The 26,025-nt window shown below is 36.3% G+C and carries 25 protein-coding genes; 18 read left to right on the top strand and 7 right to left on the bottom strand.

The genetic code is table 11. From position 1 onward, the window contains the following. Positions 1-46 precede the first annotated feature (46 nt). The 3 genes from NSQ77_RS05790 to NSQ77_RS05780 all read left to right on the top strand — a co-directional run bounded on the left by NSQ77_RS05790 (position 47) and on the right by NSQ77_RS05780 (position 3,172). A complete protein-coding gene (locus NSQ77_RS05790) occupies positions 47-1,132 on the top strand; it encodes a hypothetical protein (protein WP_339229516.1) in 1,086 nt (361 codons plus the stop codon). A 162-nt stretch (positions 1,133-1,294) separates the two neighbouring features. After that, positions 1,295-2,164, top strand: coding sequence for a MurR/RpiR family transcriptional regulator (locus NSQ77_RS05785; RefSeq protein ID WP_339229514.1), 870 nt, complete (start codon positions 1,295-1,297; stop codon positions 2,162-2,164). A 111-nt stretch (positions 2,165-2,275) separates the two neighbouring features. Further along, a complete protein-coding gene (locus NSQ77_RS05780; RefSeq protein WP_339229512.1) occupies positions 2,276-3,172 on the top strand; it encodes a DMT family transporter in 897 nt (298 codons plus the stop codon). 318 nt (positions 3,173-3,490) lie between these two features. On the opposite strand, the gene NSQ77_RS05775 is transcribed toward NSQ77_RS05780, so the two are convergent. Then, positions 3,491-4,645: an MFS transporter gene (locus NSQ77_RS05775; RefSeq protein ID WP_339229511.1), complete on the bottom strand. Its 1,155-nt coding sequence runs from the start codon at positions 4,643-4,645 to the stop codon at positions 3,491-3,493. 247 nt (positions 4,646-4,892) lie between these two features. Between NSQ77_RS05775 and NSQ77_RS05770 the strand changes: the two genes are divergently transcribed. The 3 genes from NSQ77_RS05770 to NSQ77_RS05760 all read left to right on the top strand — a co-directional run bounded on the left by NSQ77_RS05770 (position 4,893) and on the right by NSQ77_RS05760 (position 7,115). Continuing rightward, positions 4,893-5,789, top strand: a complete 897-nt coding sequence (locus NSQ77_RS05770; RefSeq protein ID WP_339229509.1) for a LysR family transcriptional regulator — start codon at positions 4,893-4,895, stop codon at positions 5,787-5,789. A gap of 138 nt (positions 5,790-5,927) precedes the next feature. Then, entirely contained in the window at positions 5,928-6,641 is a 714-nt protein-coding gene (locus NSQ77_RS05765; RefSeq protein WP_339229507.1) for a transposase, read from the top strand. Between the two features lie 84 nt (positions 6,642-6,725). Continuing rightward, on the top strand, positions 6,726-7,115 hold the full coding sequence (locus tag NSQ77_RS05760) for a transposase (protein WP_339230942.1): 390 nt from the start codon (positions 6,726-6,728) through the stop codon (positions 7,113-7,115). Positions 7,116-7,479: 364 nt separating this feature from the next. On the opposite strand, the gene NSQ77_RS05755 is transcribed toward NSQ77_RS05760, so the two are convergent. Next, on the bottom strand, positions 7,480-8,217 hold the full coding sequence (locus NSQ77_RS05755; RefSeq protein WP_339229505.1) for an SDR family oxidoreductase: 738 nt from the start codon (positions 8,215-8,217) through the stop codon (positions 7,480-7,482). Between the two features lie 263 nt (positions 8,218-8,480). After that, positions 8,481-9,080, bottom strand: coding sequence for a methyltransferase domain-containing protein (locus NSQ77_RS05750; RefSeq protein ID WP_339229503.1), 600 nt, complete (start codon positions 9,078-9,080; stop codon positions 8,481-8,483). 458 nt (positions 9,081-9,538) lie between these two features. Between NSQ77_RS05750 and NSQ77_RS05745 the strand changes: the two genes are divergently transcribed. Both NSQ77_RS05745 and NSQ77_RS05740 read left to right on the top strand, forming a co-directional pair. After that, on the top strand, positions 9,539-9,781 hold the full coding sequence (locus NSQ77_RS05745) for a hypothetical protein (protein WP_339229501.1): 243 nt from the start codon (positions 9,539-9,541) through the stop codon (positions 9,779-9,781). Next, positions 9,778-10,011 carry a hypothetical protein gene (locus NSQ77_RS05740; protein ID WP_339229499.1) on the top strand — a complete coding sequence of 78 codons (234 nt, stop codon included), beginning with the start codon at positions 9,778-9,780 and terminating at the stop codon, positions 10,009-10,011. The genes NSQ77_RS05745 and NSQ77_RS05740 overlap by 4 nt, the downstream gene beginning before the upstream one ends. A gap of 73 nt (positions 10,012-10,084) precedes the next feature. On the opposite strand, the gene NSQ77_RS05735 is transcribed toward NSQ77_RS05740, so the two are convergent. The 3 genes from NSQ77_RS05735 to NSQ77_RS05725 form a co-directional block, all read right to left on the bottom strand. After that, the gene (locus NSQ77_RS05735; RefSeq protein ID WP_339229498.1) at positions 10,085-11,041 is read right to left on the bottom strand and encodes a DMT family transporter; all 957 of its coding nucleotides are present in this window, start codon (positions 11,039-11,041) and stop codon (positions 10,085-10,087) included. A 58-nt stretch (positions 11,042-11,099) separates the two neighbouring features. Beyond that, positions 11,100-11,879 (bottom strand): AraC family transcriptional regulator, encoded by a 780-nt coding sequence (locus tag NSQ77_RS05730; RefSeq protein ID WP_339229496.1) that lies wholly within the window; start codon positions 11,877-11,879, stop codon positions 11,100-11,102. 195 nt (positions 11,880-12,074) lie between these two features. Continuing rightward, positions 12,075-12,671, bottom strand: coding sequence for a TetR family transcriptional regulator C-terminal domain-containing protein (locus NSQ77_RS05725; RefSeq protein ID WP_339229494.1), 597 nt, complete (start codon positions 12,669-12,671; stop codon positions 12,075-12,077). Positions 12,672-12,915: 244 nt separating this feature from the next. On the opposite strand from NSQ77_RS05725, the gene NSQ77_RS05720 reads away from it, so the two are divergent. From NSQ77_RS05720 to NSQ77_RS05680, 9 genes are all read left to right on the top strand, one after another. Beyond that, positions 12,916-13,101 (top strand): hypothetical protein, encoded by a 186-nt coding sequence (locus tag NSQ77_RS05720; protein WP_339229492.1) that lies wholly within the window; start codon positions 12,916-12,918, stop codon positions 13,099-13,101. Positions 13,102-13,502: 401 nt separating this feature from the next. Continuing rightward, positions 13,503-14,180 carry a hypothetical protein gene (locus NSQ77_RS05715; RefSeq protein WP_339229490.1) on the top strand — a complete coding sequence of 226 codons (678 nt, stop codon included), beginning with the start codon at positions 13,503-13,505 and terminating at the stop codon, positions 14,178-14,180. Positions 14,181-14,971: 791 nt separating this feature from the next. Beyond that, on the top strand, positions 14,972-15,589 hold the full coding sequence (locus NSQ77_RS05710) for a hypothetical protein (protein ID WP_339229489.1): 618 nt from the start codon (positions 14,972-14,974) through the stop codon (positions 15,587-15,589). Between the two features lie 130 nt (positions 15,590-15,719). Continuing rightward, the gene (gene rpoD / locus NSQ77_RS05705; protein ID WP_339229486.1) at positions 15,720-16,820 is read left to right on the top strand and encodes an RNA polymerase sigma factor RpoD; all 1,101 of its coding nucleotides are present in this window, start codon (positions 15,720-15,722) and stop codon (positions 16,818-16,820) included. Positions 16,821-17,831: 1,011 nt separating this feature from the next. After that, positions 17,832-18,941, top strand: a complete 1,110-nt coding sequence (locus tag NSQ77_RS05700; protein WP_339229483.1) for an NAD(P)/FAD-dependent oxidoreductase — start codon at positions 17,832-17,834, stop codon at positions 18,939-18,941. Then, positions 18,935-20,605: a nucleoside recognition domain-containing protein gene (locus tag NSQ77_RS05695; RefSeq protein ID WP_339229481.1), complete on the top strand. Its 1,671-nt coding sequence runs from the start codon at positions 18,935-18,937 to the stop codon at positions 20,603-20,605. Before NSQ77_RS05700 ends, NSQ77_RS05695 begins: the two co-directional genes overlap by 7 nt. 19 nt (positions 20,606-20,624) lie before the next feature. Beyond that, a complete protein-coding gene (locus NSQ77_RS05690) occupies positions 20,625-21,815 on the top strand; it encodes a GTP-binding protein (RefSeq protein WP_339229479.1) in 1,191 nt (396 codons plus the stop codon). A gap of 13 nt (positions 21,816-21,828) precedes the next feature. Then, positions 21,829-22,380, top strand: a complete 552-nt coding sequence (dcd, locus tag NSQ77_RS05685; RefSeq protein ID WP_339229477.1) for a dCTP deaminase — start codon at positions 21,829-21,831, stop codon at positions 22,378-22,380. After that, complete coding sequence (locus NSQ77_RS05680; RefSeq protein ID WP_339229475.1) at positions 22,377-23,564, top strand: GTP-binding protein; 1,188 nt, start codon at positions 22,377-22,379, stop codon at positions 23,562-23,564. Before dcd ends, NSQ77_RS05680 begins: the two co-directional genes overlap by 4 nt. Positions 23,565-23,786: 222 nt before the next feature. Here NSQ77_RS05680 and NSQ77_RS05675 read toward each other — a convergent pair whose 3' ends face one another. Continuing rightward, complete coding sequence (locus NSQ77_RS05675; RefSeq protein WP_339229473.1) at positions 23,787-24,491, bottom strand: SDR family oxidoreductase; 705 nt, start codon at positions 24,489-24,491, stop codon at positions 23,787-23,789. A gap of 572 nt (positions 24,492-25,063) precedes the next feature. Between NSQ77_RS05675 and NSQ77_RS05670 the strand changes: the two genes are divergently transcribed. Further along, the gene (locus NSQ77_RS05670; RefSeq protein ID WP_339229471.1) at positions 25,064-25,975 is read left to right on the top strand and encodes a glycine betaine ABC transporter substrate-binding protein; all 912 of its coding nucleotides are present in this window, start codon (positions 25,064-25,066) and stop codon (positions 25,973-25,975) included. The last annotated feature ends 50 nt before the right edge of the window (positions 25,976-26,025 follow it).

Raw genomic sequence — 26,025 nt, 5'->3', positions numbered from 1 at the left:
TGCAAATACTTTTAATGTAATTTACTCAAGTTAGGAAGGGGAGCATATGAAGAACGTATTAAAAATTAGCAGTGCTTTTATCGGAGCAGTTTTAGGCGCTGGATTTGCCTCGGGACAAGAGATTATGCAGTATTTTACAAGCTTCGGTCAGATAGGAATATTCGGTTCGGTAGTTGTTGCAGTACTATTTGGTATTACTGGCATGTTATTAGTGAGCATCGGCTATCGATTAAAAGCTGTCTCTCATATGGAAGTCATTCGCAAAATAAGTGGACGTTATTTAGGGATGGGGTATGACATCGTTCTTATATTTACCCTTTTTGGAATTGGGGTAGTAATGCTGGCAGGATCTGGTCCTATTTTTAATCAGCAATTTAATATACCGACATATGTAGGTACGATACTCATGTCAGCACTCGTTCTAATAACAATCATGGCGGGGGTAAAGAAAGTAATCCAAGTGCTTGCACTTGTAACACCGGTATTTTTACTCGTCATCGTCTTTGTAAATATTTATAGTATGGTAACCAGTGGCGGTTCAAATGGAGATATGGAAGCAATTGCAGTACAGCAGCATTCTGTATCCAAACATTGGTTTTCCGCAGCATTTAATTATGTGTCATTAGTTACACTTACAAACGCAGCCATGCTCTTTATTATGGGCGGAAATGAGTCAAATGGCAAACATGCTGCAATCGGTGGTTTCCTTGGTGGCTTATTTTGCGGACTCTTAGTTCTCGTCAGTAATATTGCCATTTACCAGAACATAGATATTGTTGCAACTCTACAAATGCCTACTTTAGGCTTGGCAAGCGAAATATCTCCGCTTTTAGGGATGGTATTCTCTATAACTCTATTTGGAATGATTTATGGAACAGCAGTAAGTATGTTTTTCTCTTTTAGTTCCCGCTTTTTTGAACCAAAAACGAAAGGCTTTAACCTATTTAGTGTACTTAGTGTAATCGTGGCCTGTGGCTTAAGCTTTTATGGTTTTTCCGATTTAGTTTCCATTGTATTTCCTATTATTGGATACTTGGGATACATTTTTATGGTTACCTTAGTAGTTGGAGCATTTCGGCTAAAACCTAAAAAAGCAATCCCAGTAAAGGAAGATTGGAAAATAGCAAAGTAAATAGGCATCTATTTTATTAGCTGGAGAGCTCCCAAAATTGAATCATGACGTTTGCCACATGATAAGATATAATGTCCTATATGTACAGAATAGATGAATATCTCTGTAACAACAGGAAGCAAGGCATTATATAAAGTGGATGATTTTAAGGAGGAACATGTAATGACAGAAAATAATCACTCCTTGTTAAAGAATATGATCAATATGAAGGATAGTTTACCTAAAAGACAAAGACATTTATGTGATTATGTATTAAAAAATTTTCAATCTTTAGGTTTAGTTACTATTCAGGAGCTCTCTCGCGAATCCAATGTCGGTGTGTCAACGGTTATGCGGACCATTCATTCATTGGGATATAGTAATTTTAATGATTTCAGGAAAGATATTTATGATGAATCTTTGACTGAAAATATGAATTCACAATGGAAGTTAAGAACATCTCTTGAGAATGTTGTGGATCAAGGATACGAGCATACATTGGTTAGGATGTATAAAGAGTCTGTAAGTCTGCTGGATAAATCATTAAATGAGGATTTGTTAGAGAGCTTTGATAAGGCGATTGATATGCTGGTTCAAGCTAAATGTATTAATATTTATGGCACAAGACCTTATAAGCCGGTCGCTCTATATTTTGAACAGCTAATTGGAGAGTTTTATCCAAAGGTAAGGCAGTTAAGTCACGATTCTGAAATTGTTTTTGATAAGGTGCTGCAAATAGAAAAGGACGAGGTTTTATTAATTTTTGCTTTTGAACCATATACCGAACGTATTATTCGTGCTGCTAAAGTAGCATATGAATTAGATATTCCAATTATTTTAATCACCGATTATATATCTTGTCCAATTATTAAATATGCAACTACAATACTGAAAATCGAAGTGAGCGAGGATAAATTCTCTATTATCCCAACAATTGCTCTAGTAGAAGCGATGATAATTGAATTTGGAAAACGTTTTTCTGGTGACTCTATTGAGAAACTCAATAAATTAGAAAAGATACTGCAAGAAAACTATGTAACGATTTCGTATTAGAAGCCGACTGGACGAATAACGATACGGAGTAAAATCAAGTAAGTTAAATAAAACACTGCTTGACTTTTATTAGGTTGTTTAGAAAATATAAAAACTTATGGAGGGACAGTATTGAAGCAGAGAACCATTAACATTCTATTAGTAATTACAATTATCTGCATCTCCTTATCTGCAATATTTGTGAAATTATCGGATGCCCCTTCTACAGTTATGGTTATGTATCGGATGTTTTTGGCGTGTTTATTAATTTCACCTATGATTTTTAAACACCGTAAGGCATTTCTGGAGATAAAGATGAGAGAATGGATAGCTATTGTATTTGCTGGTATCTTTTTAGCCGGCCATTTTGGATTATGGTTTGAATCATTAAACCATACGACAGTGGCAAGTTCTACTTTAATTCTGGCATTACAGCCTGCGATTGCATTAGTCGGGGGACTCCTCTTCTTTAGAGAAAAGGTAGATATCCGTACCTTATTTGCGATGGGAATTGCTTTTATCGGTGTTGCCATTGTTGGAGGAGGAAATTTAGGAGGCGGAAGTGGGGTATTATTAGGAAATATTCTATCTTTCTTTGCTGTCATTTCTGTTGTTCTATATTTAATGATCGGTCAACGAAATGTAAAATCAATTAATCATTGGGTATACAGCTTTTTAGTCTTCTTTATTTCTGGGGTAACTGTTGCTATCTTTAATTTGATCGGTGGAATATCCTTTACTGGTTATAGTACAAACGACTGGTTCGTCTTTATCATGCTCGCCATTTTTCCAACAGGTGCACATATTATCTTCAATATGCTATTAAATTATGTTAATACAACAACAGTCTCCATGAGTACGTTAGGGGAACCGATTGGAGCTTCTATTTTAGCGATTATCCTTTTAAATGAGATGCTCACTCCTGTGGAAATGGTCGGCGGTATACTTATTATTGTAGGGATATTTTATTTTCTAAGATTGCAGGGAGGATCCAAACAGGTGATTCTCAAGGAATCGGAAAGCTTGTAAAAAGGAATGGGCACATTTATATGAAAAAACGAAAATAATAAAACCAAGGAAGATTAAATGCATGATTCCTGATACAGATATAAAATATTTAGGTCGTTGTGTGGAACTTTTAAACATATGGTGTATTAATTATAAAGAGCAACGTAAATTAGCGTTGCTCTCCGCAATTAAAAATATTTTTTATAAACCTCTTAACGAAGACATCCACTTAATAGAGCGTAAATTTGTGTTGCCTTGCTTTTTCGCGTTCTAAAAGACTTTGGATAATGTTAAGGGAAAACCATTTGTTTAAGATACGGGTTCAGTGAAAAAGAAGTATTAAACAGTTTTATATAATAAATTTCTAAGTGCAATAAATATAAAACTTACAACTAATGCAGCAACACCTATGAAAAGAATCTCTCTCGTTCCAATTTGTGCTATAATCATGCCTGCTATCATCGTTCCAACTGTAGTACCTAAGTTAACGGATGATAGGTATACACCATTGGCAAAATCCGGAGCTTTTGGAGCGGCTGACATCACCCAGTATTGCGTAATGTTTGCACCGAGCCCTCCTAATATTCCCCACAATAAAATAATGATAGCGGTAGGGACTGTAAGATCAGCCACAGGATAAAAGATTAAATACAGTGCTATTAATGCAATAGGAAAAATAGTTACCGTACGAATCGGACTCTCTGAAAGGAGTTTGCCTGCAATAACATTCCCTATAATATTAGCTAAACCATACACGAATAACATGATACTGACCAAATTAGCTGGCATGTCTGTTACCGAACTTAAATATTCAGCAAGATAACTGTAAACGCCAAAAATAGCTGCATTTATAAAAAGGACTGCAAAAATGGAAAGCCATGTAATTCCTTTTGTTAAAATTTTCAACTGGGAGCCATAAGAAAGTCTTTCTTTAACAGGCATAGAAGGTACGAATAGGATTGTTGCTAGCAATGTAAATATATTCACGATTGCAAAAAAAGACAGTGCAGCTTGAATAGAGAATGTATCCGCAATAAAACTTACTATCGGAACACCTAAGACCATACCTGCAGAAACGCCAATAAATACTTTTGCAATCGCTTTTGGCACTTCTTTTTGACTCACGGATGCACCGGCAACTGTCATAGCCAGCGAAACGTAAACTGGGTGGAAGAAAGCTGGTATAACACGGGCGATAAGAGCTACAGTGAAATTGGTTGTAAAAATAGAAATAATGTTACCGATAACAAAAATCGTCAATACCATTATCATGACTTTCTTTCGATTTATACCGGAAAACACCAATGGAAGGGTTGGTCCGGCAATAGCGATTGCTAATGCAAAGAGACTCACTAGCAAGCCAGCAGTCGAAACACTAATATCAAAGTAATCTGCTAAATTTGGAAGTATGCCAATATACCCCATTTCAGTATTGAGAATACCAAAAACGCCGACTGCTAAAATATATATAAGTAAACTCTTAGAACTTTTCATAAGAAACTACTCCACTTCTCTCTTCTAATTTTGTTGTCGATTCCAGTTCGGAAATCATGGGTGACTGATTTGGCTCGATAATTGTACATATCTGCCTCCTTGACTAATATGCATTTCAAACAAACCTTCTTGCTTTTTATACTACTATCCCTTATCATTCATTACAAATACCTATATCTTATAACGTGATATGCTAAATAGGTATTCCTTTATTTCGTTTTTAAAAAAATATAAGGTGGAAAATATTATGGAATTCAGAGTTCTGCGTTATTTTCATACTGTCGCGAGAGAAGGCAGTATTACAGGGGCAGCGAAGTTTCTGCACATCACTCAACCAACTTTATCACGGCAATTAAAAGAATTAGAGGAGCACTTGGGGAAGAAATTATTTATCCGTAAAAGTCACAATATTGTTCTGACAAATGAAGGAATGCTGCTAAAAAAGAGAGCGGAAGAAATCATTGGCATGGTTGATAAAGTTGAAAAAGAATTCCATTCAATGGAAGATACTGTAAGCGGGGATGTCTATATAGGTGGTGGGGAAACAAAAGCAATGAAACTGATTGCACAAATAGTAAATGAATTACAATCTAAATATCCTAATATTAAATATCACTTTTTCAGTGGGAATTCTGATGATGTAACAGAACAGCTTGATAAAGGTTTGCTCGATTTTGGCATTTTGATTCAGCCAGCAGATTTATCCAAATACAATTACATCAACCTCCCAGCGACTGATGTATGGGGTGTTGTCATGAGAAAAGACAGTCCCCTAGCTGTTAAAAAAGCGATTCAAACATCGGATTTATTAGATGTTCCCCTCCTTTTTTCCAGGCAGGCGATGAAGGAGGACTTGTCCAGAAATGAATTTTCTGAGTGGTTTGGTGAAGATTATGAGAAATTAAATGTTGTGACTACATACAACCTTGTATATAATGCGGCTATTATGGTTGAAGAGGGGATTGGCTATGCTGTCACGCTTGATAAAATAGCAAACACCTCCAGTGATAGTAATCTTTGTTTCAGACCATTGGAGCCGAAACTTGAATCAGGTTTGAATATTGTTTGGAAAAAACATCAGATTTTTTCTAATGCAGCTAATTTGTTTTTTGAAGAATTAAAGAATAAATTTTTAACCACTTAGGGCAGAAGTCTCCTTCCTCAACATCTGAAAGATGTAGGTAGGAGATGAATGCTTGCCCTTATTTTTTGATTTTTCGCGAACGAATGTTTCTATTTGTGGTATAATTGAGTGTAGTTCCACATGATTGGGGGGATGGAAATGATTCGTTGTATGAAGACACCGTTTCGGGCAAGCAAGGAAACAATTGACCGATTATTCGAATGTAACCGGGTTTCAGGGGAAGTTTGGAACCGCTGTCTGGAACTTGCGAAAGAAACCCATTTGAAAACGGGAAAGTGGATCAAGAAAAGTGCGTTACAAAAAGCCACAAAGAGGATTTTCCCGATTCATTCCCAATCTGTTCAAGCAGTTTGCCATAAGTATTTGTTTGCACGTGATGCGGCTCGAAAAGCAAGAAAATCCGGACATAAAAATAAATACCCGTACAAACAGAAACGCTATTACAATACGAAATGGGCAAATAATGGCTTCGAAGTCTTTGAAAATGGCAAAATCCAATTATCGATGGGTGACTTTGAAGGCAAAAGACAAGCGCCGCTAATCCTTTGGATAAAAGCGTTGCCAAAAGGTCAAATCAAAGAAATCGAACTGATTTTTGACCGGCAACTGCAGTTGTCCATTGCTTATGAAGATGGTCAAGAAGCGAAAGAAAATACCTCCGTAAACCGTTCTGCAATTGACGTTGGAGAAATCCATACAATTGCCGCAGTTGCAGAGAATGGCGAAAATGTCGTTATCACAGGTCGTAAAATTCGCTCCATTAATCGGCTGCGTAATAAAAAAGTGGCAGAACTCCAAAGCAAAATGAGCAAGTGCACAAAAGGCTCCAAACAATGGAAAAGATATAACTGAGCGAAACGTTATGCGCTCTCAAAAAGCGACCGACAACTCCAAGATGCCCTTCACAAAACCACAAAACAATTTGTTGATTGGTGCATTGAAAACGAAGTGATAGAAGTTGCTTTCGGTGATGTGGATGGCGTTCAACGAAACACATCCCGTCTTAAAAAGAAAAAGGTCAGACGAAGAACGACGAACCGGAAACTATCCAATTGGTCTTTTGGAAAAGTCTATGCCTATTTGAAGTATAAAATGGAAGCAGAAGGCATGAAAATCGATAAACACGATGAAAGTTTTACAACACAACAATGTCCTTGTTGTCCACGAAGAAGAAAAGAGTCTTCGAGAATCTATACATGTACTTGCGGCTATTCGAATCATCGTGATATTCATGGTGCATCGAATTTCTTCGCAAAAACATTTTACGGCGAGATCAGAGTGCTTGATTTTAGCCTAAAACCTACAAAGTATCTACGGATTGCCTAATGGCAGGAAGTAGTAGATGGTCAGTTCCGACCCAACTTATCCTAGGTTAAGCTGTTGCCTACTGTAGTTGATGAAAACGACTCCTACGACGTGTCGTAAAAAGAGAGTGTCACCCATTTTCTTTGGCGGAGCATTTCCATTAATTTAGTAGGAAACCCCCACTTCAAAAAATTCAGGTTTTAAGTGGAGGGAGGTTCATATAATCAATCTGATGTATAAGAAAACGATAATTTTGATATAGAATACTTGCAAATACTACTCTTAGGGTGCAATATTTTTACAGTGTTTGCAAGTATATTTGCAATTTATTAAGCATGGATTATATTTAATAAGTAAGTCCGTACATTAAATAATAAAGGATATATTAGAGTGGCTGTTTAGTAGGACGTATAACCATTTCACTCACAGATACATGTTTCGGAGCTTCAATTACAAATTCTACCGTTTTAGCGACATCTTCAGATTGCAAAGGGTCAATTGATTTTTGATATTCTAACTCAGCTTCGCGCAGATCATCTTTTTTAATCGATTGTGCTAACTCGGTTGCTACAGTGCCGGGGGAAATAATTGTTGAACGAATATTGTCCAAACGATGTTCTTGACGTACACCTTCCATAATCGCTCGAACTGCAAACTTTGTTCCACAATATACAGCTGAATTAGGATATACGACATGACCTGCTACAGAATCCGTAGAAATAATATGGCCATTTTTTTGTTCAACCATAATCGGCAAGGCTGCTGCAATACCATTTAGAACTCCAGTCACATTAATATCCAACATTTGCTGCCATTCATCACGACGGGTTTCAATTAGCGGGCCTGTCGGCATGATACCAGCATTATTAAACAATACATCTACACGACCGAATTTCTCCATTGCTAAGTCAATTACACTTTTCACCTGTTCATAGCTTGAAACATCTGCAGTTTTGCAATGTAAATCAGCTTCTGGAATTGAATCTTTAATTTCCTTTAATCGTTCCTCACGTCGACCTGCGATAACTAATTTTGCACCTTTGGCCGCTAATAATTTTGCTGTTGCTTCACCAATTCCGCTAGAGGCTCCCATAATAATTATTACCTTATCCTTTACTATCATTGAAAATCCCTCCTAATATATTTAATCTTCATTATTTAAATCTTAAAATCAAATTCTTGAGTTAGCAAATACCCATATCACATATCTTGTTATGCTTATAGGGTATAAAGGGTATACGTTACACCTTGTATTTTAGAACTAAAGAAGCATCTTGAATTTAAAGTATTTGACTATCTATTATGCTCATTTTGACTAAAATCAAATTAGTCTGATAAAACAGCGTTTATTCATGCTATAAAAGTATTTTAGAATTAAAGAAATGGTTATGGTTTAGCCCATATCAAATACAAATAACCTCCAAAGTAACGTTCTTCCCGAATGATTGTTAAATTAGATTGTTTAATGATGTCAGTAATGTCTCTGTCCTGGTGGCATCCTATAAACTTTAGCATTAAAGGATTCAATAATATTTGCAACCGTCCCACAGTTTTGTTTGTACAAATACCATGCTCTAACAAAAGTATTTTCCCTTCTGGCTTACACCACTTTTGGAAATTATTTAGAACATGGATAGGATCTTGGTAAGCACATAAACTTGCAGACGAAATGATCGTATCAAAGCTGTTAGTGCTTAGCTCTACAGATTCAATATCTTCTTGTATAAATGTTGTTTTAAAGGGATAATTTTTTGCAGCATTCTGTGCTGTTTTCAGCATTTCATGGCTAAAGTCGATTGCTGTCAATTCAATATATTTGTTGTAAAAGGGGAAGTTAAGTCCAGAACCGATTGCAACCTCTAATACTTTCCCTTCAGCTTCTTGGAAAATTCGTTGACGAAACCTATAACCATGGTTATTTTTTCGCCGTTTATTATATTTTTTTGCTTGCTTATCAAATTTTTTAATTAATGAATGACGATCCATACTATTCCTCTTTTCTTCCATTCAGATTATTTTATGGCCTGGATGATTCATCCTATTTCTTTATTTAAATGTACATTCTTCATCTGTATTCAATTAAATTCCTGATCGCTTCGGCAATCTCATCTGAACAGTCAGTATGGATTGTGGTATGTCAAGCATCTTTTCTGAATAGCTGTTGTGTTGTCGTATACATTTATTTATAAAAGATTTCCTTGGGTGCATTTAGATAGTCTAGACCTGCAAGCATTTTATCATAATCTAATTCAGTAATTTCTGAGCTGCGAGTATCTTCCAGTATCAGATTTGTAAAACCAGCATTCACCCAAAATAATCTGTTAATGCAATGATATGACAGATGTATTTAAAGGAAAACCTTATATTTAGTCGAAAAGTTAAGTACGATTGCTGTTTAACGTAATCATGATAAAATTATGATAAGTTGTTCAGGAAGTAAAGGTATGCTGCATATTGGAACGATCTCAGATTTATGGAATTTTGCCTATATTTCAAGGATGGTACACAAATCATCAGAACCCAAATTTTTGACTAAGAATAGTTATAGTAATATAGATATAATGAGCATCGAAGCAAAGAAATTGTTTGAGAGTGAGGTTTATTCTAAGCTAAAAGAAGAAAAATGGGTGGAACGATCGGTTAGTAAAGCTTTAAATATATGTAATACTGGAGGACAAAAATTATGAACAAAACACATATAGGAACTTCCTTTTTAATTATAGCTTCTATTCTTTATGCTGCACGTTATATCTCTGGTGCAATGGGGGCAATCGGAGCAACGGAGTGGAGCAAGGAGGAATTCACCAAACATTTGTCTTATGTGCCAGATGGTTTAATGATCACTACTATTATTGCTTTAGTTTTGGGGATTGGCTTTTTTGTATGGGGATTCATAGATTCATTCCAAAATAAATAAGCTGAACATACGATAAAAAAAGCCGAGAGGTGTGCAGCTTCCGGCAGTAAAATGGACTTATTTAGATATTTATTTATGGTTGGGGTTGTTTATCTCTATTGATTTTCCATATACCCAATACTACACCGAGAAGAATGAAAACAATACTTGCCCACTCTAAAATGGAAGGAAAGTCAGTATGATAAACAAAAGAATAAAGCAACCCGAATAATGTCTCAAAAACAATCATCATTCCAGCCATGGAGACAGATAATCGAATTGACGTTTGATTCCAGGCCCATGTCGCTATCCATGAAGCGGCAATCCCCAAAATAATAACACCAAGCGTATAATACATCAGGTCATCTTTTGCCAGCAGGTCAGTCATTATATTTTGGTTTATCATTCCACTGATAAGCAAAGCTATTAAAACTAATGTCAGTGTTTGGATGCCTATAATAGTAGAAAAAAGATCTGGAGAAACTTGAGATTCCCTTTTGAGGAAATTGGCATTTGATATCCCGTACCATGTCCACAAGACCAATGCAATGAAACAACACAGGAATCCAAACAAAAGATTACTGTTTGAATTTGTTATGCTGCTCGCAGTTCCCTCTTCACCACTATACAATAAAAAGACGCCTATTAATATGGAGCAGGCAGGAAATATCATGACTTTAAAAGGAAATTCTTTATTCAGGAAGTTTCCAGTCAAACTAATGATTATCGGTAGCGTGCCAATAATCAATGTGGTAATAGTAGCTCCTGCATATTGGATTCCTAACACTAGAAAAAAGAAGTAACCTACATTTCCAGTAAAAGCATATAGTAATGCTTTGGACCATACTCTTAATGGAACGTGAAAGGAATTCTTTTTATATATTATAAATAACAGAAGGGAATACAAACCATACATAAAATAGCGCCCCAAGGTAATTTCTAATGATGAGAATGCAGAAAGCATACTTGGAATAAGAAAGGCTAGCCCCCATGCTGCTCCGGCAAGCATACCAAACATAATACCTGGAAAAGATGAACGATTACTGCGCAATTCTGTTTACCTCCCTACAAATCGATAATATGTTTTGATTATAGGGAAATAACATTCATTAATATTGTACATTCTTGCTGGCTGATACAAATTGTCCGGGAGTAATCCCAAGTGATTTTTTAAAACGTCTTGAGAAATGACTTTGATCCGCAAAACCAACATCTATAGCTACATCTGCAATATTTTTACCCTTTTCCAGTAATCTCTTAGCATTTTCTATCCGAATTTGGCTGAGATACACATGGGGTGAGATGCCACATTGCTTTGTAAACGTTCGAGCAAATTGATATTCACTTAAACCTGTAAGTCCTGCAAGAACAGATAAAGTGATATTTTCATCATAACATTCGTGTATGTAATCTTTCACTCGCAGGATTCGTTGTTGTGGTAAAGCATGCTCTTTAACATGTCTCATCGATTTCTCGGCAAATCCTTCTAATAGTATATTAAAAAACAACAAAAATTTTTCCTTTTGTTCTAGTTCGGAATCTGAATATTGTAATGTATAATGCAAATCCAAGAACAGGTGTACTATGCTGGGGTTGCTAATAATCACCTCTTTGAAAAACAAATGACTTTTATCTGTTGCATTTTCTATCCCTAACAGTTTTTCAATTAAATTCTTGTTGGGATAAATCATACGATAAGTGTAGCCGTTAGTGCTGGCGGCAAAACCGCTGTGAATTTCTTCGGGATTAATAATCACTAGGTTATTTTCCATTCCAAATTTTGTTTCTCCTTTATAGTGAAATCCCTCCACACCATCTTCAATCACTCCGATAGCAAATTCACTATGTGCATGTTTAGAGAAGGCATGATGAATATAGGTAGCATGCAAACACTCTAATGATTCTAAATGCCTGTTTTTCCAAAAAGTTACTTTTTCTGTACTATGATCTAAAATAAGATACTACCCCCTCTTTACAGCTCTTTTTACCGTCAGGATATATGGTAGAATGGAACCTAAGTGAATGAATGCTAATTAGGACATAGAACTTTTTAAGCCTTTAGCATGTCTGCTGTTTGGATCAGATTAATCAGCGGAAGCAATACCATATAAAAAAGTATCGATGGATTTCTTATAAAGTTTGAGTGTGTCTTCCATATTTAAGTCTCTGCAAATATCATTTAGTCCGTATAATAAGTTATCAAAAATCTTTGCCAATAACAGCGAATCATCTTGTTTAAATTCTCCTGATTGCATACCTTCCGATAATAGCTTCTGACTATAAGAAATTCTAATGTTAATCGTTTTATAAAGTTGATTCTGTACTAAAGTATTAGACTTTTCATGACTAAAAAATTCATCAGCCACATTAGTCAATGGATGATTATAATCATTGATAACAAAATGTTTTGCAATTCCATACAGCTGCTCTATTGTAGTAGAATATTGCTTTTTTTGATCCTCCCATTGCTCCATCCATTCCTTTTCCCATTCATCTAATACATGGATGAATAGTCCTTCTTTACTGTCAAAATGATAGTATATATTTCCCTTGCTTACTCCGGTAGCTTCCGAAATATTCTCAATGGATGTTGATGCATAACCTTTCTGTATAAAAAGATTCTTCGCAGCTTCGGCAATTCTTTTCTTTGTTAACATACTTTTTGTTTGCTTCTTATTCAAAAAGTTCACTCCTGCTCATTTCTTGTGTTTATATTTAAGGTCGTAATAAACTTTCATGAAGTAAATTGAACCAACTTCTTGTGCCTGAATAATTAATTGACAATTACTGACCAATCGTTCTAAATTTAGCATAATATAGGGATTAAAACAAGTAATTATCAATAGGGAGGTAACTATTGACATCGGAAAAAACTGTGTGATAATATTTTGGAACGAACGTTCAGTTTATTAGTTAGGAGGGTGTATGTATATCATTTATAAAACAGATTTGTCCGGAGCAGGGTCCGGCTACCAGCTGGAAACATTCCATGGAGATGCTTTATTATTAGTTCGGTACTTAGATGGTAGATGTGAATTCTTTTTTTATGATAACCAGAAAAAACTTGTGTTTATCTTACTTGAAAACAATGAGGCAAGAATTCTATCATAGCTTATAAACCCAGATAAACTATATTGACTATACTCATTCGAGTTTTATAAACAATCTTTACAAGAGTGAAGGTGCTTTTTTTTTGATATTATTTTAGAACGGCCATTCAGTTTTTTGGAATTTGCAAATACAAATGTAATGGATAATGCTTATTCAGCTAAAAGTTTTACAAATTAGTAAGTTAGTGAGGAGGTGATGAAAATGCCGGACTCAGAATCTGTTTCTGATTCAGAATCTATCACAATCCTGTCTTAAGGATATATGCTTTTATGTTCCTGATAATAAACGCATATCCTTAGTCGAATAATAAAAAGGGGAATCATTTATTGGAACAACTTCAAATGAATAATAAATAAAATGATTCTATGGATGATTACAAGCAGTGAAAGGTGGGAGCCAAGATGCCACTGAAAACAAGGACAATGAACCATGTACTAATATGCATAGAAAACAAAAGTTATAACCCTAGGGTACTTCTAAAAGGTGCAGAACTAGCAAGGAAAAATAATTATACTTTTGAAGTTCTTTTTTTCTACTTTCCAAGTAGCGGGTGTACTGTATTTAATTTGCTAAGTATAGCGGAGAGCAAAAATTTAAGTAAAAGATTAGGAGCAATAAAATTTACCCTAATGAGGATGGAAAGTGAGCAGAATGCAGTAAAAGCACTAGTGGCTAATGCGAAAGATAATAAAGCAAGAGAGATTGTTATGTCTGGAGCACAACTAAGGAGCAGTTCGGGAAGTCTATTTTGGAGAAGAGTATTTTCCTTTGATAAAGTCAATTATATTCTAAAAAATATGCCGGGTATCATTCTTGTTCTGATAAATCATAGTGTATGCAATCCTTTTGCGAAAGGAAAATACAAAAGTGGGAGGAAAGGGTATCTGCTGAAGGGAAATGATGTAAAGGCTCCATATACCCTTCATGACAAATCTTTCAATAAAAAAGATATTGCTGGTCTCTTCTTTCAGATGAAAGATAAAGACGAGGGAAACGGCCTTTTTGCTTTCTTTCGTAATGGAAGGGTGATGTATGTCCACATACGTCAGGGGAGAATGAGTATTATAGATCGGGTCTAAATTAATAACCCAATATACGGCTTATTAATAATGGAAAAGCTATATAAGTGTACTGCTATATATAATAAATTGAGAAATCATTTCGTTGAGCACACTCGATAGCGCTGCATTTAAGATACCTGTATACGGTTCTGCTTTTTCTTTTATTAAACTATGTATCTATGATTACTGACTATTTGTTCTAAATCTATTGACTGCAAAAAAACGTATGTGATAGTATTTTAGGACGAACGTTCAGTTAAATGATTAGGAGGATATATGTATATAACATATAAATCAAAGTTACAGGGGTCAGGACTCATGTACGAGATAAACACAACTTTTGGTGATGGTTTCTTATTGGTTCAATATTTAGATGGAATGTGTGAAATCTTCTTTTATGACAGCAACAAAAAAATTATATCCATTTTGCTTGATTCAAATGAAGCTAGAATTTTATCTCGACTTTTGAACTCAGAGTAATCTGGTAAGGTAACCGTCCAGGTCATGCAAGCTCTTAGAAAAAATGAATTTTATTAAACAGATTTATTTTTTTCATTATTTTAGAACGATCGTTCAGATTAAAAAGCGAATTTAAATCAGTAAAAGTAAAATAACTTAATAAATTTATTATGAAGGAAGTGAGAAAAATGGCAGACTCAGATCCTGACTCCAATTCAGATAAGAAGAATGGTTGAGGATATACGTGTTTCTCTTTAAAGAAGGATAAACACGTATATCCTCAACCTGATAAAAATCAAATATGAATAAACTAGTTCTTTAAATCAGAACAGGTGAGGCGAGGAAGCGATATGACAGTAATAATTTGTTTAGAAGAAAAGAATTATAGCCGTAAAGTTCTTTTGAAAGGAGCATTCTTGGCAAAAAAGTATGGCTGTAAATTTGGAGTTGTATTTTTCTACTCTATCGAAAACAGATACACTATGTTTCATTTGCTAAATATAGCTCTTAAGCGAACAGAAAATAATCGGGATACAGCACAAGAATTAGTAAAGATAGCAAAAAATAATGATGTGAAAAAAATTATTATGTCAGGAGCATCATCAAAGAACAGTGTGAAAAAACTATTTTGGAGCAGATTTTTTTTCGAGAAATACAATTATATTATAAAAAATATGCCGAATATCGTTCTTGTTATGATTAATCGAAATGAAAATAACCCTATTGGGAAAGTGGCATATGAAAATGGAAGGCAAGGATATTTAGTAAAGAAAAATGATAACAAAACTTTCTACTTCCTTAGTGATAAGCGTTTTAGAGGAAAAGATATCCCCGGATTCTTTTTTCATAAGAAGGATACGGATAAATGTAACGGTATTTTTGCGTTTATTCTCAATGGAAAGATCAGCTATGTCCATATACACCATGGTAAAACCAGGTATATTAAGCATCTAAATACGTTGCAATAGCAACTGATTGATGAAAGATAGCTATGATAGCTTGATACATCATAAGTAAATTTATAGGGTTTTAAATGAATAAAGAAAAAGTGATTCATGAAAATGAAAGTAAATTTAGCAATTTAGATGGAGGGGCCCCATGGCTGAACAAAAATCTTCGCATATAAAAGAAACAAATATAACTTTGGAAAAAATAACTGAAATGGGTAGGAAATGCGATGCGCCTGCTGGTGTAGAAACAGTTAATTTTTTATCTGATTTTAATAACGAATCCGAACAAATGGATAAATTTTATGGGTATCTGCAAGTACAGAAGGTCGATATGACAGGTGATTCTGGAGAGACTCTAAAACAGAAGATAGTGCAGGAAGAAGCTAATCCAAACATGCAAAGTGCACCTTTAGGGATTAAAATAGACGATTCAGTTCGTTTGTATTTAAAGGAAATTGGCAAAGTGGATTTATTATCTGCGGCAGAAGAAATTGAACTAGCTTCTCTTATTGAAGAAGGTGATCTTGAAGCAAAAAGAAAATTAGTCGAGGCAAACCTTCGTCTTGTAGTGAGTATCGCAAAACGCTATGCAGAACGCGGTGTGGTTTTCTTAGATTTAATTCAAGAAGGGAATATGGGACTATTTAGAGCGGCTGAAAAATTTGACTATCGAAAGGGATTTAAATTCAGTACCTATGCCACCTGGTGGATCAGACAAGCAATTTTACGGGCAATTGCTGATCAGGCCCGTACCATTCGAATTCCAGTGCACATGGTCGAAACAGTCAATAAATTAATGCGTGTTCAGCGTTCTTTATTACAGGATTTAAATCGTGAACCAACACCGGAGGAAATTGGTGAAGAGATGGAGTTAAGTCCAGATAAGATACGGGTTATCCTAAAAATTGCCTATGAGGAACCAGTGTCCTTGGAAACGCCGATTGGCTGGGGGAATGATTCGCATTTAAGTGACTTAATTAAGGATGAGGAAGTAATGTCGCCTCCTGATTATGTAGCCCATGAGTTGTTAAAAGAGCAAATAGAGGATTTATTGGATACACTGTCCGATCGTGAAGAAAATATTCTCCGTCTTCGATTCGGATTAAATGACGGAAGATCAAGAACGCTAGAAGAACTCGGTAAAGTATTCGGTGTAACCAGAGAGCGTATCCGCCAAATTGAAGCAAAAGCGTTACGTAAATTAAGACATCCAAACCGAAGTAAACGATTAAAAGATTTTCTTGAATAACGATTAATTGATACTAGTAAATGATGATAAGGAGATATGTGAGAAAAATAATGTGGAAGTTATGTAGAGAGTGCTTTATTTTATTTTTAATAGCTACACGAAGTGTACGCTAATTCACTCTATTAGTTATACTTCCTATACTATTATGGTTTAAATGGAAAAATAACAGAAACCGTATTATATCACTAATATAGAATCCATTTATTTAAGTCCGATAACTTAACTGTTAGTCGGACTTTTTACTGCTTTCCCTGTGAAATTTATCGTTATATTGTGCTAGCAGTGCAAAAGGGAAAAACCTTTTCAGACAAGTGGAAGATAATATGATAAAGAATGAACCTATGCAACAAGTGTTGCCAATAATTTTGACATTACTTTTAAACGTAGGTTGGGAGCAATAAAAGACCATTACTGAGATATTTAAAGCATCATAGGCTGGAATAGATTCACTGGTCTGATTTTCAATAAAAAATAAAATGTAATAATAAAGGTTGCAAACTTATGAATAAATGAGTATAATACGTAATCATTACGATTTATGTATTGTTTTAACAATCTAGTAGGGACGTTAAAAAATGAAGTAATATAAACTACATAAATAAATATATTTTTTAGCTCTTAATCGTAATGATTTCGATTAAATGATTGATCGAGATAATTTATAAATAATCCATAGTCATTCTACTTTTTGAGGTGATGTGATTCAGAGACTTAATAGATAAAAATTGGCAAGATAATATGATCGAGTAATAGAAATTTATCCAAAGAAAAACATCCGTAAATGGTGCCCACGTATAGTGAAGAAAAGAGTTGGAAACGCGTCATGGACTGCTTTTAGGGAATGATAATAAAAGCTGTTAGTAAGCCAATGGATGTTGAAAAATAAAAAAGCGAGGTCGTATATATGAGATAGCTTCTTAACCATCAAGAACTGGAAGGAAGATCATTCAATATTCGCTTGCTTAATTTTCGGTCTGTAAATCGTAATGATTATGATTTGGGAGGGTTACTATGAATAAAATATATGATGTCATTATTGTAGGGGCGGGTCCTTCAGGAATCGGTGTCGCAGCTATACTGCAGAAAATGAAAGTATCTTATCTTATTTTAGAAAAGGAAGATATAGGTGCTACCTTTTCGCGCTGGCCAAAGGAAATGAAATTTATAACACCTTCCTTTCCAGCACAAGGATTTGGTCAGACAGATTTAAATGCTGTTGTACCGAAAACTTCGCCAGCCTATACGCTTGATATGGAGCATCCTCCAGGAGAAGCATATACGGAATATCTGAATGTGGTTGCAAACCATTTCGCCATTCCAATTAAAAAAGGTGTTCAGGTAAATCGAATAAACAAAAAGGATTCTATTTTTTCAATAGATACGTCAAAAGGATTTTATCAAAGTCGCTATGTTGTATGGGCTGGGGGAGAGTACCAATATCCAGAATTAACTCCTTTTCCAGGGGCTGACCTTGGCGTACATAATAGTTTGGTTCCATCTTGGGAGAAGCTGGATGGAGATGATTTTATCATTATCGGAGGCTATGAAAGCGGGATGGATGCTGCTTACCAATTAGGTAAGCTTGGCAAAAAGGTTACTGTAATTGCCAGGACAAATACATGGGAGTTGGATAATAGTAATCCGAGTATTGCCTTATCCGTCTATACCTATAATCGTGTCCGTCAATTATTTGATTCGGATTTATTAAAAGTTGCAGGAAATACAGCTGTAACCAATATTGAAGAAAAAGCTTCCGGATATGATGTGTATACGAATGATGGAGAAGTATACTTTACGCCTGTAAGACCAATCTTAGCAACAGGTTTTAAAGGAAGTACAACCTTAATCGAGAACTTGGTCACACGTGGTAAGCATGGTGGAGTGCTGGTTAATGAGACAGATGAGTCGGTCGATACTCCAGGGCTGTTTTTAGCTGGTTCGGAATTGCGACATGATAGTCATATTTTTTGTTACATTTATAAATTCCGCCAGCGGTTTGCGATAGTAGCAGAAGCGATTGGCCAGAGATTGAATTCTGATTTATCTATTTTAGAAATGTATAAACAAGAGAATTTTTATTTGAATGATCTTTCCATGTGCGGAGAGATGTGTCAATGCTAGATTACGTTCATGATTCTCCTCCGATTAAGAAGGAAGTGCTGCTTATTGGCTATGAATCGGTGGGTAAATCCGGTTTGTTTCGTAAATTAACCGGTGAAAAAAATGCATTGTCCAGCAATATAAAAGGATCAACTATATCCGCTTTAAAAGCCTCCTGCAGATTAGATCGTAATATACGATTAACAGATCTGCCGGGACTTCAATTGGGTACGGATAGCAGGAGTACACAACTAACTTTAGATCATTTACAGGGAGAGGAGACACTGCTGCTGGTTGTGAAAGCTGCCACTCTGAAAGAAGAGTTGACGGATCTGCAATCGGAGCTGAATTTGAAAGGAAGGGAAGTTGCGATTGTTGCAACGCATCGGGATAAATATCTGCCGTCCCAAGCCGAACAAAATAGAGTGAGGGATTTATTACAGGTACCGGTTGTCTGGGTTAATACGAGAGAGATGGCTGAAATGAAACAGGAGGAAGTTATCACATGTATCGGGAATGCCCAGGCGTGGGGAGCTGCCAAAAGTATTCTCCATTTCCTCCCATCTTCCCCACATGACGTCAATCAATTAATTCCGGTATTTCGTGTACCGATAGCAGGGCCAATGCTGGCTTGTTCATTTATTTTTGCCATGTTTGCCTTGCCTGTATTTGGTGCTTTTTTATTTGCCTCTTGGCTGGAGCCGGCAACAGAACGATATCTTCTTGTTCCGATAACTTCATGGATAGATCATGCTCCACCAGTTCTTGCAAATATATTGATAGGCGATTACGGATTGATTACCTTAGGTTCTTATTCATTTCTGTGGGCTTTTCCAGTTGTTATCTTGATAAGTATCATGACAACTCTCACAGAAGAGATTGGTATACAGGAGCATCTAACGAATGCACTTGATCCTTGGCTGCGCAAAGTTGGTTTAAGAGGAAGGGATTTACTTCCCGTGATTACTGGTTTTGGCTGCAATGTTGTCGCAGTCTTTCAAAGCAGAAGCTGCAGCAGCTGTACCCGTGTATCTTGTGTTTCATTAATTGCATTCGGTTCTGCATGCAGTTATCAAATAGGTGCCACGCTGTCTATCTTTAATGCAGCTCACGCTCCGCTTTTATTTATTCCTTATTTACTCATCTTATTTATAGTGGGAGCGATTCATACAAGACTTTGGAACCGAAATGAGGCAAATGAGCTGGTACACATTCCTTCACTTCCATATATACAAAAAATTAACTGGCGTGCATTTCGGTGGAAAGTTTCCGGTGCTGTTAAACAGTTTCTAGTGCAGGCTATGCCTATCTTTTTATTGATATGTCTCATTGCATCTCTGCTCCAAGCCATAGGTGTATTAGCCATTTTCAGCTGGCTTGTCATGCCGTTATTGCATCTGTTCTCACTGCCTTCAGATGCAGCACCAGGATTGGTTTTCTCTTTGATCAGGAAGGATGGGCTCCTTGTTTTAAATGAGGGGCAGGGAAGTTTATTAATGGACATGTCAGTCAGTCAGATTTTTATTTGTGTTTACTTAGCGTCAACGTTATCTGCCTGCCTTGTAACCTTATTTACGATTGGCAGGGAGCTTGGCTGGAAGACTTCCTTGTCAATTGGATGGAAGCAAATGCTGACAAGTGTTGTGAGCGCAGCAATTCTAGCTTCAGGATTATACTTTTTATAGGAAAAAGGAGGAAAAATAAATGAAAAAAATTCCTGTTACAGTATTAAGTGGCTATTTAGGCGCAGGAAAGACAACGCTGCTGAATCATATCTTACATAATAGAGATGGATTAAAGGCGGCGGTCATTGTTAATGATATGAGTGAAGTGAACATAGATAGTGAGCTAGTCCAAACACAAGGTGGTTTTTCACGCACAGAAGAAAAGCTGGTTGAAATGTCAAACGGCTGCATCTGCTGCACGCTGCGGGAGGATTTGTTAGTAGAGGTTGAAAAGCTAGTCGAGAAAGAAGAAATTGATTATATTCTGATTGAATCCTCTGGAATTAGTGAGCCAGTTCCTGTTGCCCAGACATTCTCTTATATTGATGAAACGATGGGAATTGATTTAACAAAATACTGCCGCCTGGATACGATGGTGACGGTTGTTGATGCGAACCGATTCTGGCATGATTTTGGATCTGGGGACTCACTGCTCAGCAGAAAGCAGGCAGTTAGTGATGCGGATACGCGAAATATTGCTGATTTACTAATTGATCAGATTGAATTCTGTAATGTACTTATCCTGAATAAAACCGATTTGGTAAAAGAAGGGGATTTGCAGAAGCTGGAGCAGGTAATCCGTAAATTACAGCCAGAAGCAAAAGTTATCCGTACCCAACATTGTAGAATAGAGCCGAAAGAAATATTAAATACCAATTTATTTGATTTTGAGAAGGCTAGTGAATCTGCCGGCTGGTTAAAGGAATTGAATGAAGGAATCGAAAATCATACGCCGGAAACCGAAGAATATGGGATTGGTTCGTTCGTATATACATCAAGACTACCTTTCCACACGGAGCGCCTGGTAAGCTGGTATCAAGAATTGCCTGAAGAAATTGTTCGGATAAAAGGGATAATATGGTGTGCCACACATCATGATATGGCATTATTGCTTTCGCAAGCAGGCCCTTCTGTTGAAGTAGAACCTTTAGCTTATTGGGTAGATTCGTTACCTGAAGCTCAGCAGAAAGAAATATTAAAAAATAATCCGGAAGTTAGAGATTTATGGGGTCCGGAATATGGAGACCGTCATACAAAGCTTGTTTTTATTGGAATGGATTTGGATCGTGAGCAGATAACGGAGGATTTGGAACATTGCCTGTTAAGTGAGTCGGAACTGGGTGAGGACTGGTCCCGATTCAGAAACCCATTTCCTTGGAGAGTATCGTAAGGAGCTGTAGCAGATGATTTTATCAGGACAAACGATTAAAAAAATCGTATACGATAACCAAATGTCTATCAAACCTTTTAAGGAATTAAGTATTCAGCCGGCTTCTGTTGATCTGTGTCTAGGTAAGGAATTTTTAATTATTGATGATATGTCCACCTCTTATTTATCCATTGATAAGCCGGCAAGCTATCGGGAAATTGAAGTAACAGAAAAGGATACGATAACAATTCCGCCTCAAACCTTTATGTTAGGAACCACATTGGAGCAAATAGGTTTACCTGATTATTTAACAGCTTTTGTAGAAGGAAGAAGCTCTGTTGGTAGACTTGGCATCTTTATTCAAAATGCGGGGTGGATTGATCCGGGATTTTCAGGACAAATTACTTTGGAATTGTTTAATGCGAATCGTGTACCTGTACAGTTGCAAGTCGGTATGCGCATTTGCCAATTGGTAATAGCGCAGGTAGACCAGATAACAGAAGGGTATAGTGGTAAATATTTATTTCAAAAAGGAGCTACACCAAGTCGTATATATATTGATAGAGAAAGAAGTGTGGGGAAATGAGCAAAAAAGTTCCAGTAACAGTATTAAGCGGATTTTTAGGAGCGGGAAAAACATCCCTGCTTAATCATCTGCTTGAAAAACAGCATGGGTTTAAAATAGCAATAATCGTGAACGATATGAGCGAGATTAATGTAGATGCTAAACTTGTGAAGGAAGGCGGGTTTATCAGAGCAGATGAAAATATGGTTGAAATGACAAATGGCTGCATCTGCTGCACATTACGAGAAGATTTAATTGTTGAGCTGGAAAAACTGGCTAATTTGGACATCGATTATGTGTTAATTGAATCGAGCGGGGTTTCGGAGCCGATTCCGGTCGCCCAAAGTTTTGTATATGCAGACAAAGAATTAGGAATAGATTTAAATGCACTTTTCCAGCTTGATACGATGGTAACAGTTATAGATGGGCACCAGTTCTGGGAGGACTATCGGTCGGAAGATTTGTTAACGGACCGGCAACTGCATGTTTCTGAGGAAGATGAAAGAGGGATTGTCGACTTGTTGGTTGATCAAATTGAATTTGCCAATGTAATTGTTTTAAATAAAATAGATAAGATTACGAGCGACAATATAGCTGAGTTAAAACATTTGCTCTATAAGTTAAATCCGCAAGCGAAAATTATTCCAGCGAAATTTGGCCAAATAGATCCATTACAAGTGCTGCATACCAGACAATTTAACTTTGAAATGGCAAGCCAGGGAGCAGGGTGGATAAAAGAATTGAATGAGGAACATATACCGGAGACCGAAGAGTATGGTATCAGTTCATTTGTTTATCGAAGCAGAAAACCATTCCATGCTGAACGATTTCGGCAATGGCTGGAGAATTGGCCGCAGGAAATACTCCGGGCAAAAGGCTTCTTTTGGTTAGTCACAAGGAATGATATAGCAGGATTCTTGTCACAGGCGGGTTCCTTGATAACCCTGGAAGGTGCTGGCAGGTGGCTTGCTAGCTATTCAGAAAAAGAACAGGAAGAATTAAGAGCACAAGATCCAGCTATATTTGAAGAATGGGATGAACAGACAGGAGACAGAATGACAGAGCTTGTTTTTATAGGCAGAAACATGGATAAGAAACAACTTATAGAATCGTTGAATCATTGTACAGTAACGAAAGAAGAAGCGGAAAAACCCATTTCTTCTTTTACTGATTCATTACCAACGTTCTCTCCCTTATTCGAATAATGAAAAAGAGAGTACATTATGAAATTCGGTCCCCAGAACAATAGAGAGTAATGGATGAAGATATTTTCTATAGTCAGGGGCTTGGTCCAGGTGGCCATTTCCCTAACTATAAAGTTTTCTAAAATAGATCTTTGCAATAGGCCGAATATATTGCTCGTCTTTATCTCTTTTTTTAGGTCTCAGCATTTAATAATCTCATGGTATGCGTTCTTGTATAACAGATTAAATAGGTCTAACCAAAATTTCGTTTACATTTACGTAATCTGGCTGAGTAACTGCATAAACTACCGCCCGTGCAATGTCTTCCGGCAAAAGTTTTTTTCTGTCGCTGTCAAATGGACTTTTTGAACTTAATGGCGTTTCAACCATGCCTGGAGAAATATTGGTGACGCGAACGCCAGTTTTGGCAAGTTCTTTTTCCAATCCTGTGGAGATTGCACGTACCGCAAATTTTGTTGCACAGTACACTGTAAGTCTTTCTGTAACTTCAAACCCTGAATCAGAAGCGATATTAACAATATGACCACTGCCTTTTTCCAGCATAGCAGGCAAGACTGAATGAATACCATAGAGAACTCCCTTTATATTGATATCAATCATCTCTTCCCAGTCAGACACATCTCCTTTTAAAACTCTGCTCGAACCCATTTTCCCGGCATTATTAATATATATATCTACATTTCCAAATGCCTGTTTTGCTAGCTTTGCAAGGGAGTCAACATCCTTTTGGTTCGTCACGTCTGCTTTAACACATAACGTTTTTTCATTTTGGCTAATCTCTTTTGCTATTTGTGCAAGCTTCTCTTGACTTCTTGCAGCAAGCACCACATTAGCACCTGCCTTAGCAATCTCTTTTGCAATTGCAGTTCCGATTCCACTGCTTGCCCCTGTAACAATGGCCGTTTTACCTGCTAATTGTTTAGTCATTATTATGTACCTCCTTAATTATCGATGGTTCATTTCCTGGAAAGATTATTCCTAACTTATATAAAATTTGGAATTCCCCCTTTAAAATACAATATTAAATGAACTGAGTAAACCAAAATAGTATTTTATTAAGTATATAACGAATCTATTAGCCAGCTTATCTTTGTTTTTCGTTTAGCTGACAAAAAACTCAATTGAGTTTTGTCCTGATGCTAGTTTTTTCCTGATCACTTCCGATCGACTTACTTTACAAAGCATACTGTTTGAAATGAACAAAGGAAGAGAGGGAGTTTTCACTTTCTCAATCTCATTATAGAGGAAAAAAGACCAAACTTAAGATTTTTCACTATTTTATTAGGCGGAATGGGCTATATCCAGTCATACTCATCTATTTGCATTAATATGCGATTTGAAAATGTGTAGAAAGAAATGTAACATATTTAATTATAATTTGTATTTATCTCTTCTTAATTGTTTAGGCAAGATTTGTTGAAAGCGATTGAAAGCTTTATAAAGCTTAATGATGTTTCTGTAAGAAGAGAGTAGACACAGACAAACAGGAGGAGTTAGTTTTGAAAAATGGAAAACTTGCAGGGGTAATTTTTGGAATCTTGGCTATATTTTTACTTGCAGCTTGCGGCAGTTCAGATGGAAATGCAGCGGACAATAATGGTAAAGCTGATTATAGTAAAGAAGTGGATTATACTATCACTGGGATTGAACCAGGAGCAGGAATCTCGGTTACAACGGAGAAGGCAATCGAAGAATACGATAATTTGCAGGGCTGGAACGTAGAATTATCTTCTACTGGAGCGATGATGACTGAACTTGGTGGTGCAATTGAGAATGAGGAACCGATTATAATTACTGGATGGAACCCGCATTGGATGTTTGCGGAGTATCCAGATATGAAATATCTGGAAGACCCAAAAGGAGTTTATGGTGGAGAGGAAACCATTAATTCGCTGGCAAAAACTGGACTAAAAGAGGAAAAACCAGAAGCTTATAAATTAATTGATCAATTCGAATGGAATGTAGAAGATATGGAAGCAATTATGTATGAAGCTGAAGAATCTGGTACAGATATAGAAAAAGTAGCAATACAATGGGTTGAGGATAACCAAGATAGAGTAGCGGAATGGGTGGAAGGCGTAGAAGATGTTGACGGAACAGAAATCGTACTTGCTTCAACACCGTGGGATTCCGAACGTGCATCTTCAGGTGTTTTAAAAGAAGTGATGGAACAAAAAGGGTTTAACGTCACGGTAACCGAGTTAGACGTAGCCATTATGTTTGAATCGATTGCTACAGGAGATGCAGATGCCACTCTAGGAGCTTGGCTGCCGCTGACACATAAAGATTTTTATGAGGCAAATCAGGATAACATTGTGGATTTAGGCCCTAACCTAACTGGTGCTAAAATCGGGCTTGTTGTTCCTGAGTATATGGATATCGATTCTATTGAAGATCTTAATTCTAAATAAGCAATGAAGACTTTTTAGAATAACAACTTATTCGTTGTTTCTGTCTTAAC

The sequence above is a fragment of the Oceanobacillus sp. FSL K6-2867 genome (genome assembly GCF_037963145.1).
GTDB lineage: Bacteria > Bacillota > Bacilli > Bacillales > Amphibacillaceae > Oceanobacillus.
This window is presented reverse-complemented; position numbering and strand designations above follow the sequence as displayed.

Excerpts from the sequence above, each read along its gene's own strand:
- NSQ77_RS05710 (WP_339229489.1), top strand. The coding sequence starts at position 14,972 with ATGACAGTAATAATTTGTTTAGAAGAAAAGAATTATAGCCGTAAAGTT.
- NSQ77_RS05770 (WP_339229509.1), top strand. The coding sequence starts at position 4,893 with ATGGAATTCAGAGTTCTGCGTTATTTTCATACTGTCGCGAGAGAAGGC.
- NSQ77_RS05715 (WP_339229490.1), top strand. The coding sequence starts at position 13,503 with ATGCCACTGAAAACAAGGACAATGAACCATGTACTAATATGCATAGAA.
- NSQ77_RS05790 (WP_339229516.1), top strand. The coding sequence starts at position 47 with ATGAAGAACGTATTAAAAATTAGCAGTGCTTTTATCGGAGCAGTTTTA.
- NSQ77_RS05680 (WP_339229475.1), top strand. The coding sequence starts at position 22,377 with ATGAGCAAAAAAGTTCCAGTAACAGTATTAAGCGGATTTTTAGGAGCG.
- NSQ77_RS05745 (WP_339229501.1), top strand. The coding sequence starts at position 9,539 with ATGCTGCATATTGGAACGATCTCAGATTTATGGAATTTTGCCTATATT.
- NSQ77_RS05755 (WP_339229505.1), bottom strand. The coding sequence starts at position 8,217 with ATGATAGTAAAGGATAAGGTAATAATTATTATGGGAGCCTCTAGCGGA.
- NSQ77_RS05720 (WP_339229492.1), top strand. The coding sequence starts at position 12,916 with ATGTATATCATTTATAAAACAGATTTGTCCGGAGCAGGGTCCGGCTAC.
- NSQ77_RS05700 (WP_339229483.1), top strand. The coding sequence starts at position 17,832 with ATGAATAAAATATATGATGTCATTATTGTAGGGGCGGGTCCTTCAGGA.
- NSQ77_RS05775 (WP_339229511.1), bottom strand. The coding sequence starts at position 4,645 with ATGAAAAGTTCTAAGAGTTTACTTATATATATTTTAGCAGTCGGCGTT.
- NSQ77_RS05740 (WP_339229499.1), top strand. The coding sequence starts at position 9,778 with ATGAACAAAACACATATAGGAACTTCCTTTTTAATTATAGCTTCTATT.
- NSQ77_RS05750 (WP_339229503.1), bottom strand. The coding sequence starts at position 9,080 with ATGGATCGTCATTCATTAATTAAAAAATTTGATAAGCAAGCAAAAAAA.
- NSQ77_RS05675 (WP_339229473.1), bottom strand. The coding sequence starts at position 24,491 with ATGACTAAACAATTAGCAGGTAAAACGGCCATTGTTACAGGGGCAAGC.
- NSQ77_RS05785 (WP_339229514.1), top strand. The coding sequence starts at position 1,295 with ATGACAGAAAATAATCACTCCTTGTTAAAGAATATGATCAATATGAAG.
- rpoD (WP_339229486.1), top strand. The coding sequence starts at position 15,720 with ATGGCTGAACAAAAATCTTCGCATATAAAAGAAACAAATATAACTTTG.
- NSQ77_RS05765 (WP_339229507.1), top strand. The coding sequence starts at position 5,928 with ATGATTCGTTGTATGAAGACACCGTTTCGGGCAAGCAAGGAAACAATT.
- NSQ77_RS05695 (WP_339229481.1), top strand. The coding sequence starts at position 18,935 with ATGCTAGATTACGTTCATGATTCTCCTCCGATTAAGAAGGAAGTGCTG.
- NSQ77_RS05690 (WP_339229479.1), top strand. The coding sequence starts at position 20,625 with ATGAAAAAAATTCCTGTTACAGTATTAAGTGGCTATTTAGGCGCAGGA.
- dcd (WP_339229477.1), top strand. The coding sequence starts at position 21,829 with ATGATTTTATCAGGACAAACGATTAAAAAAATCGTATACGATAACCAA.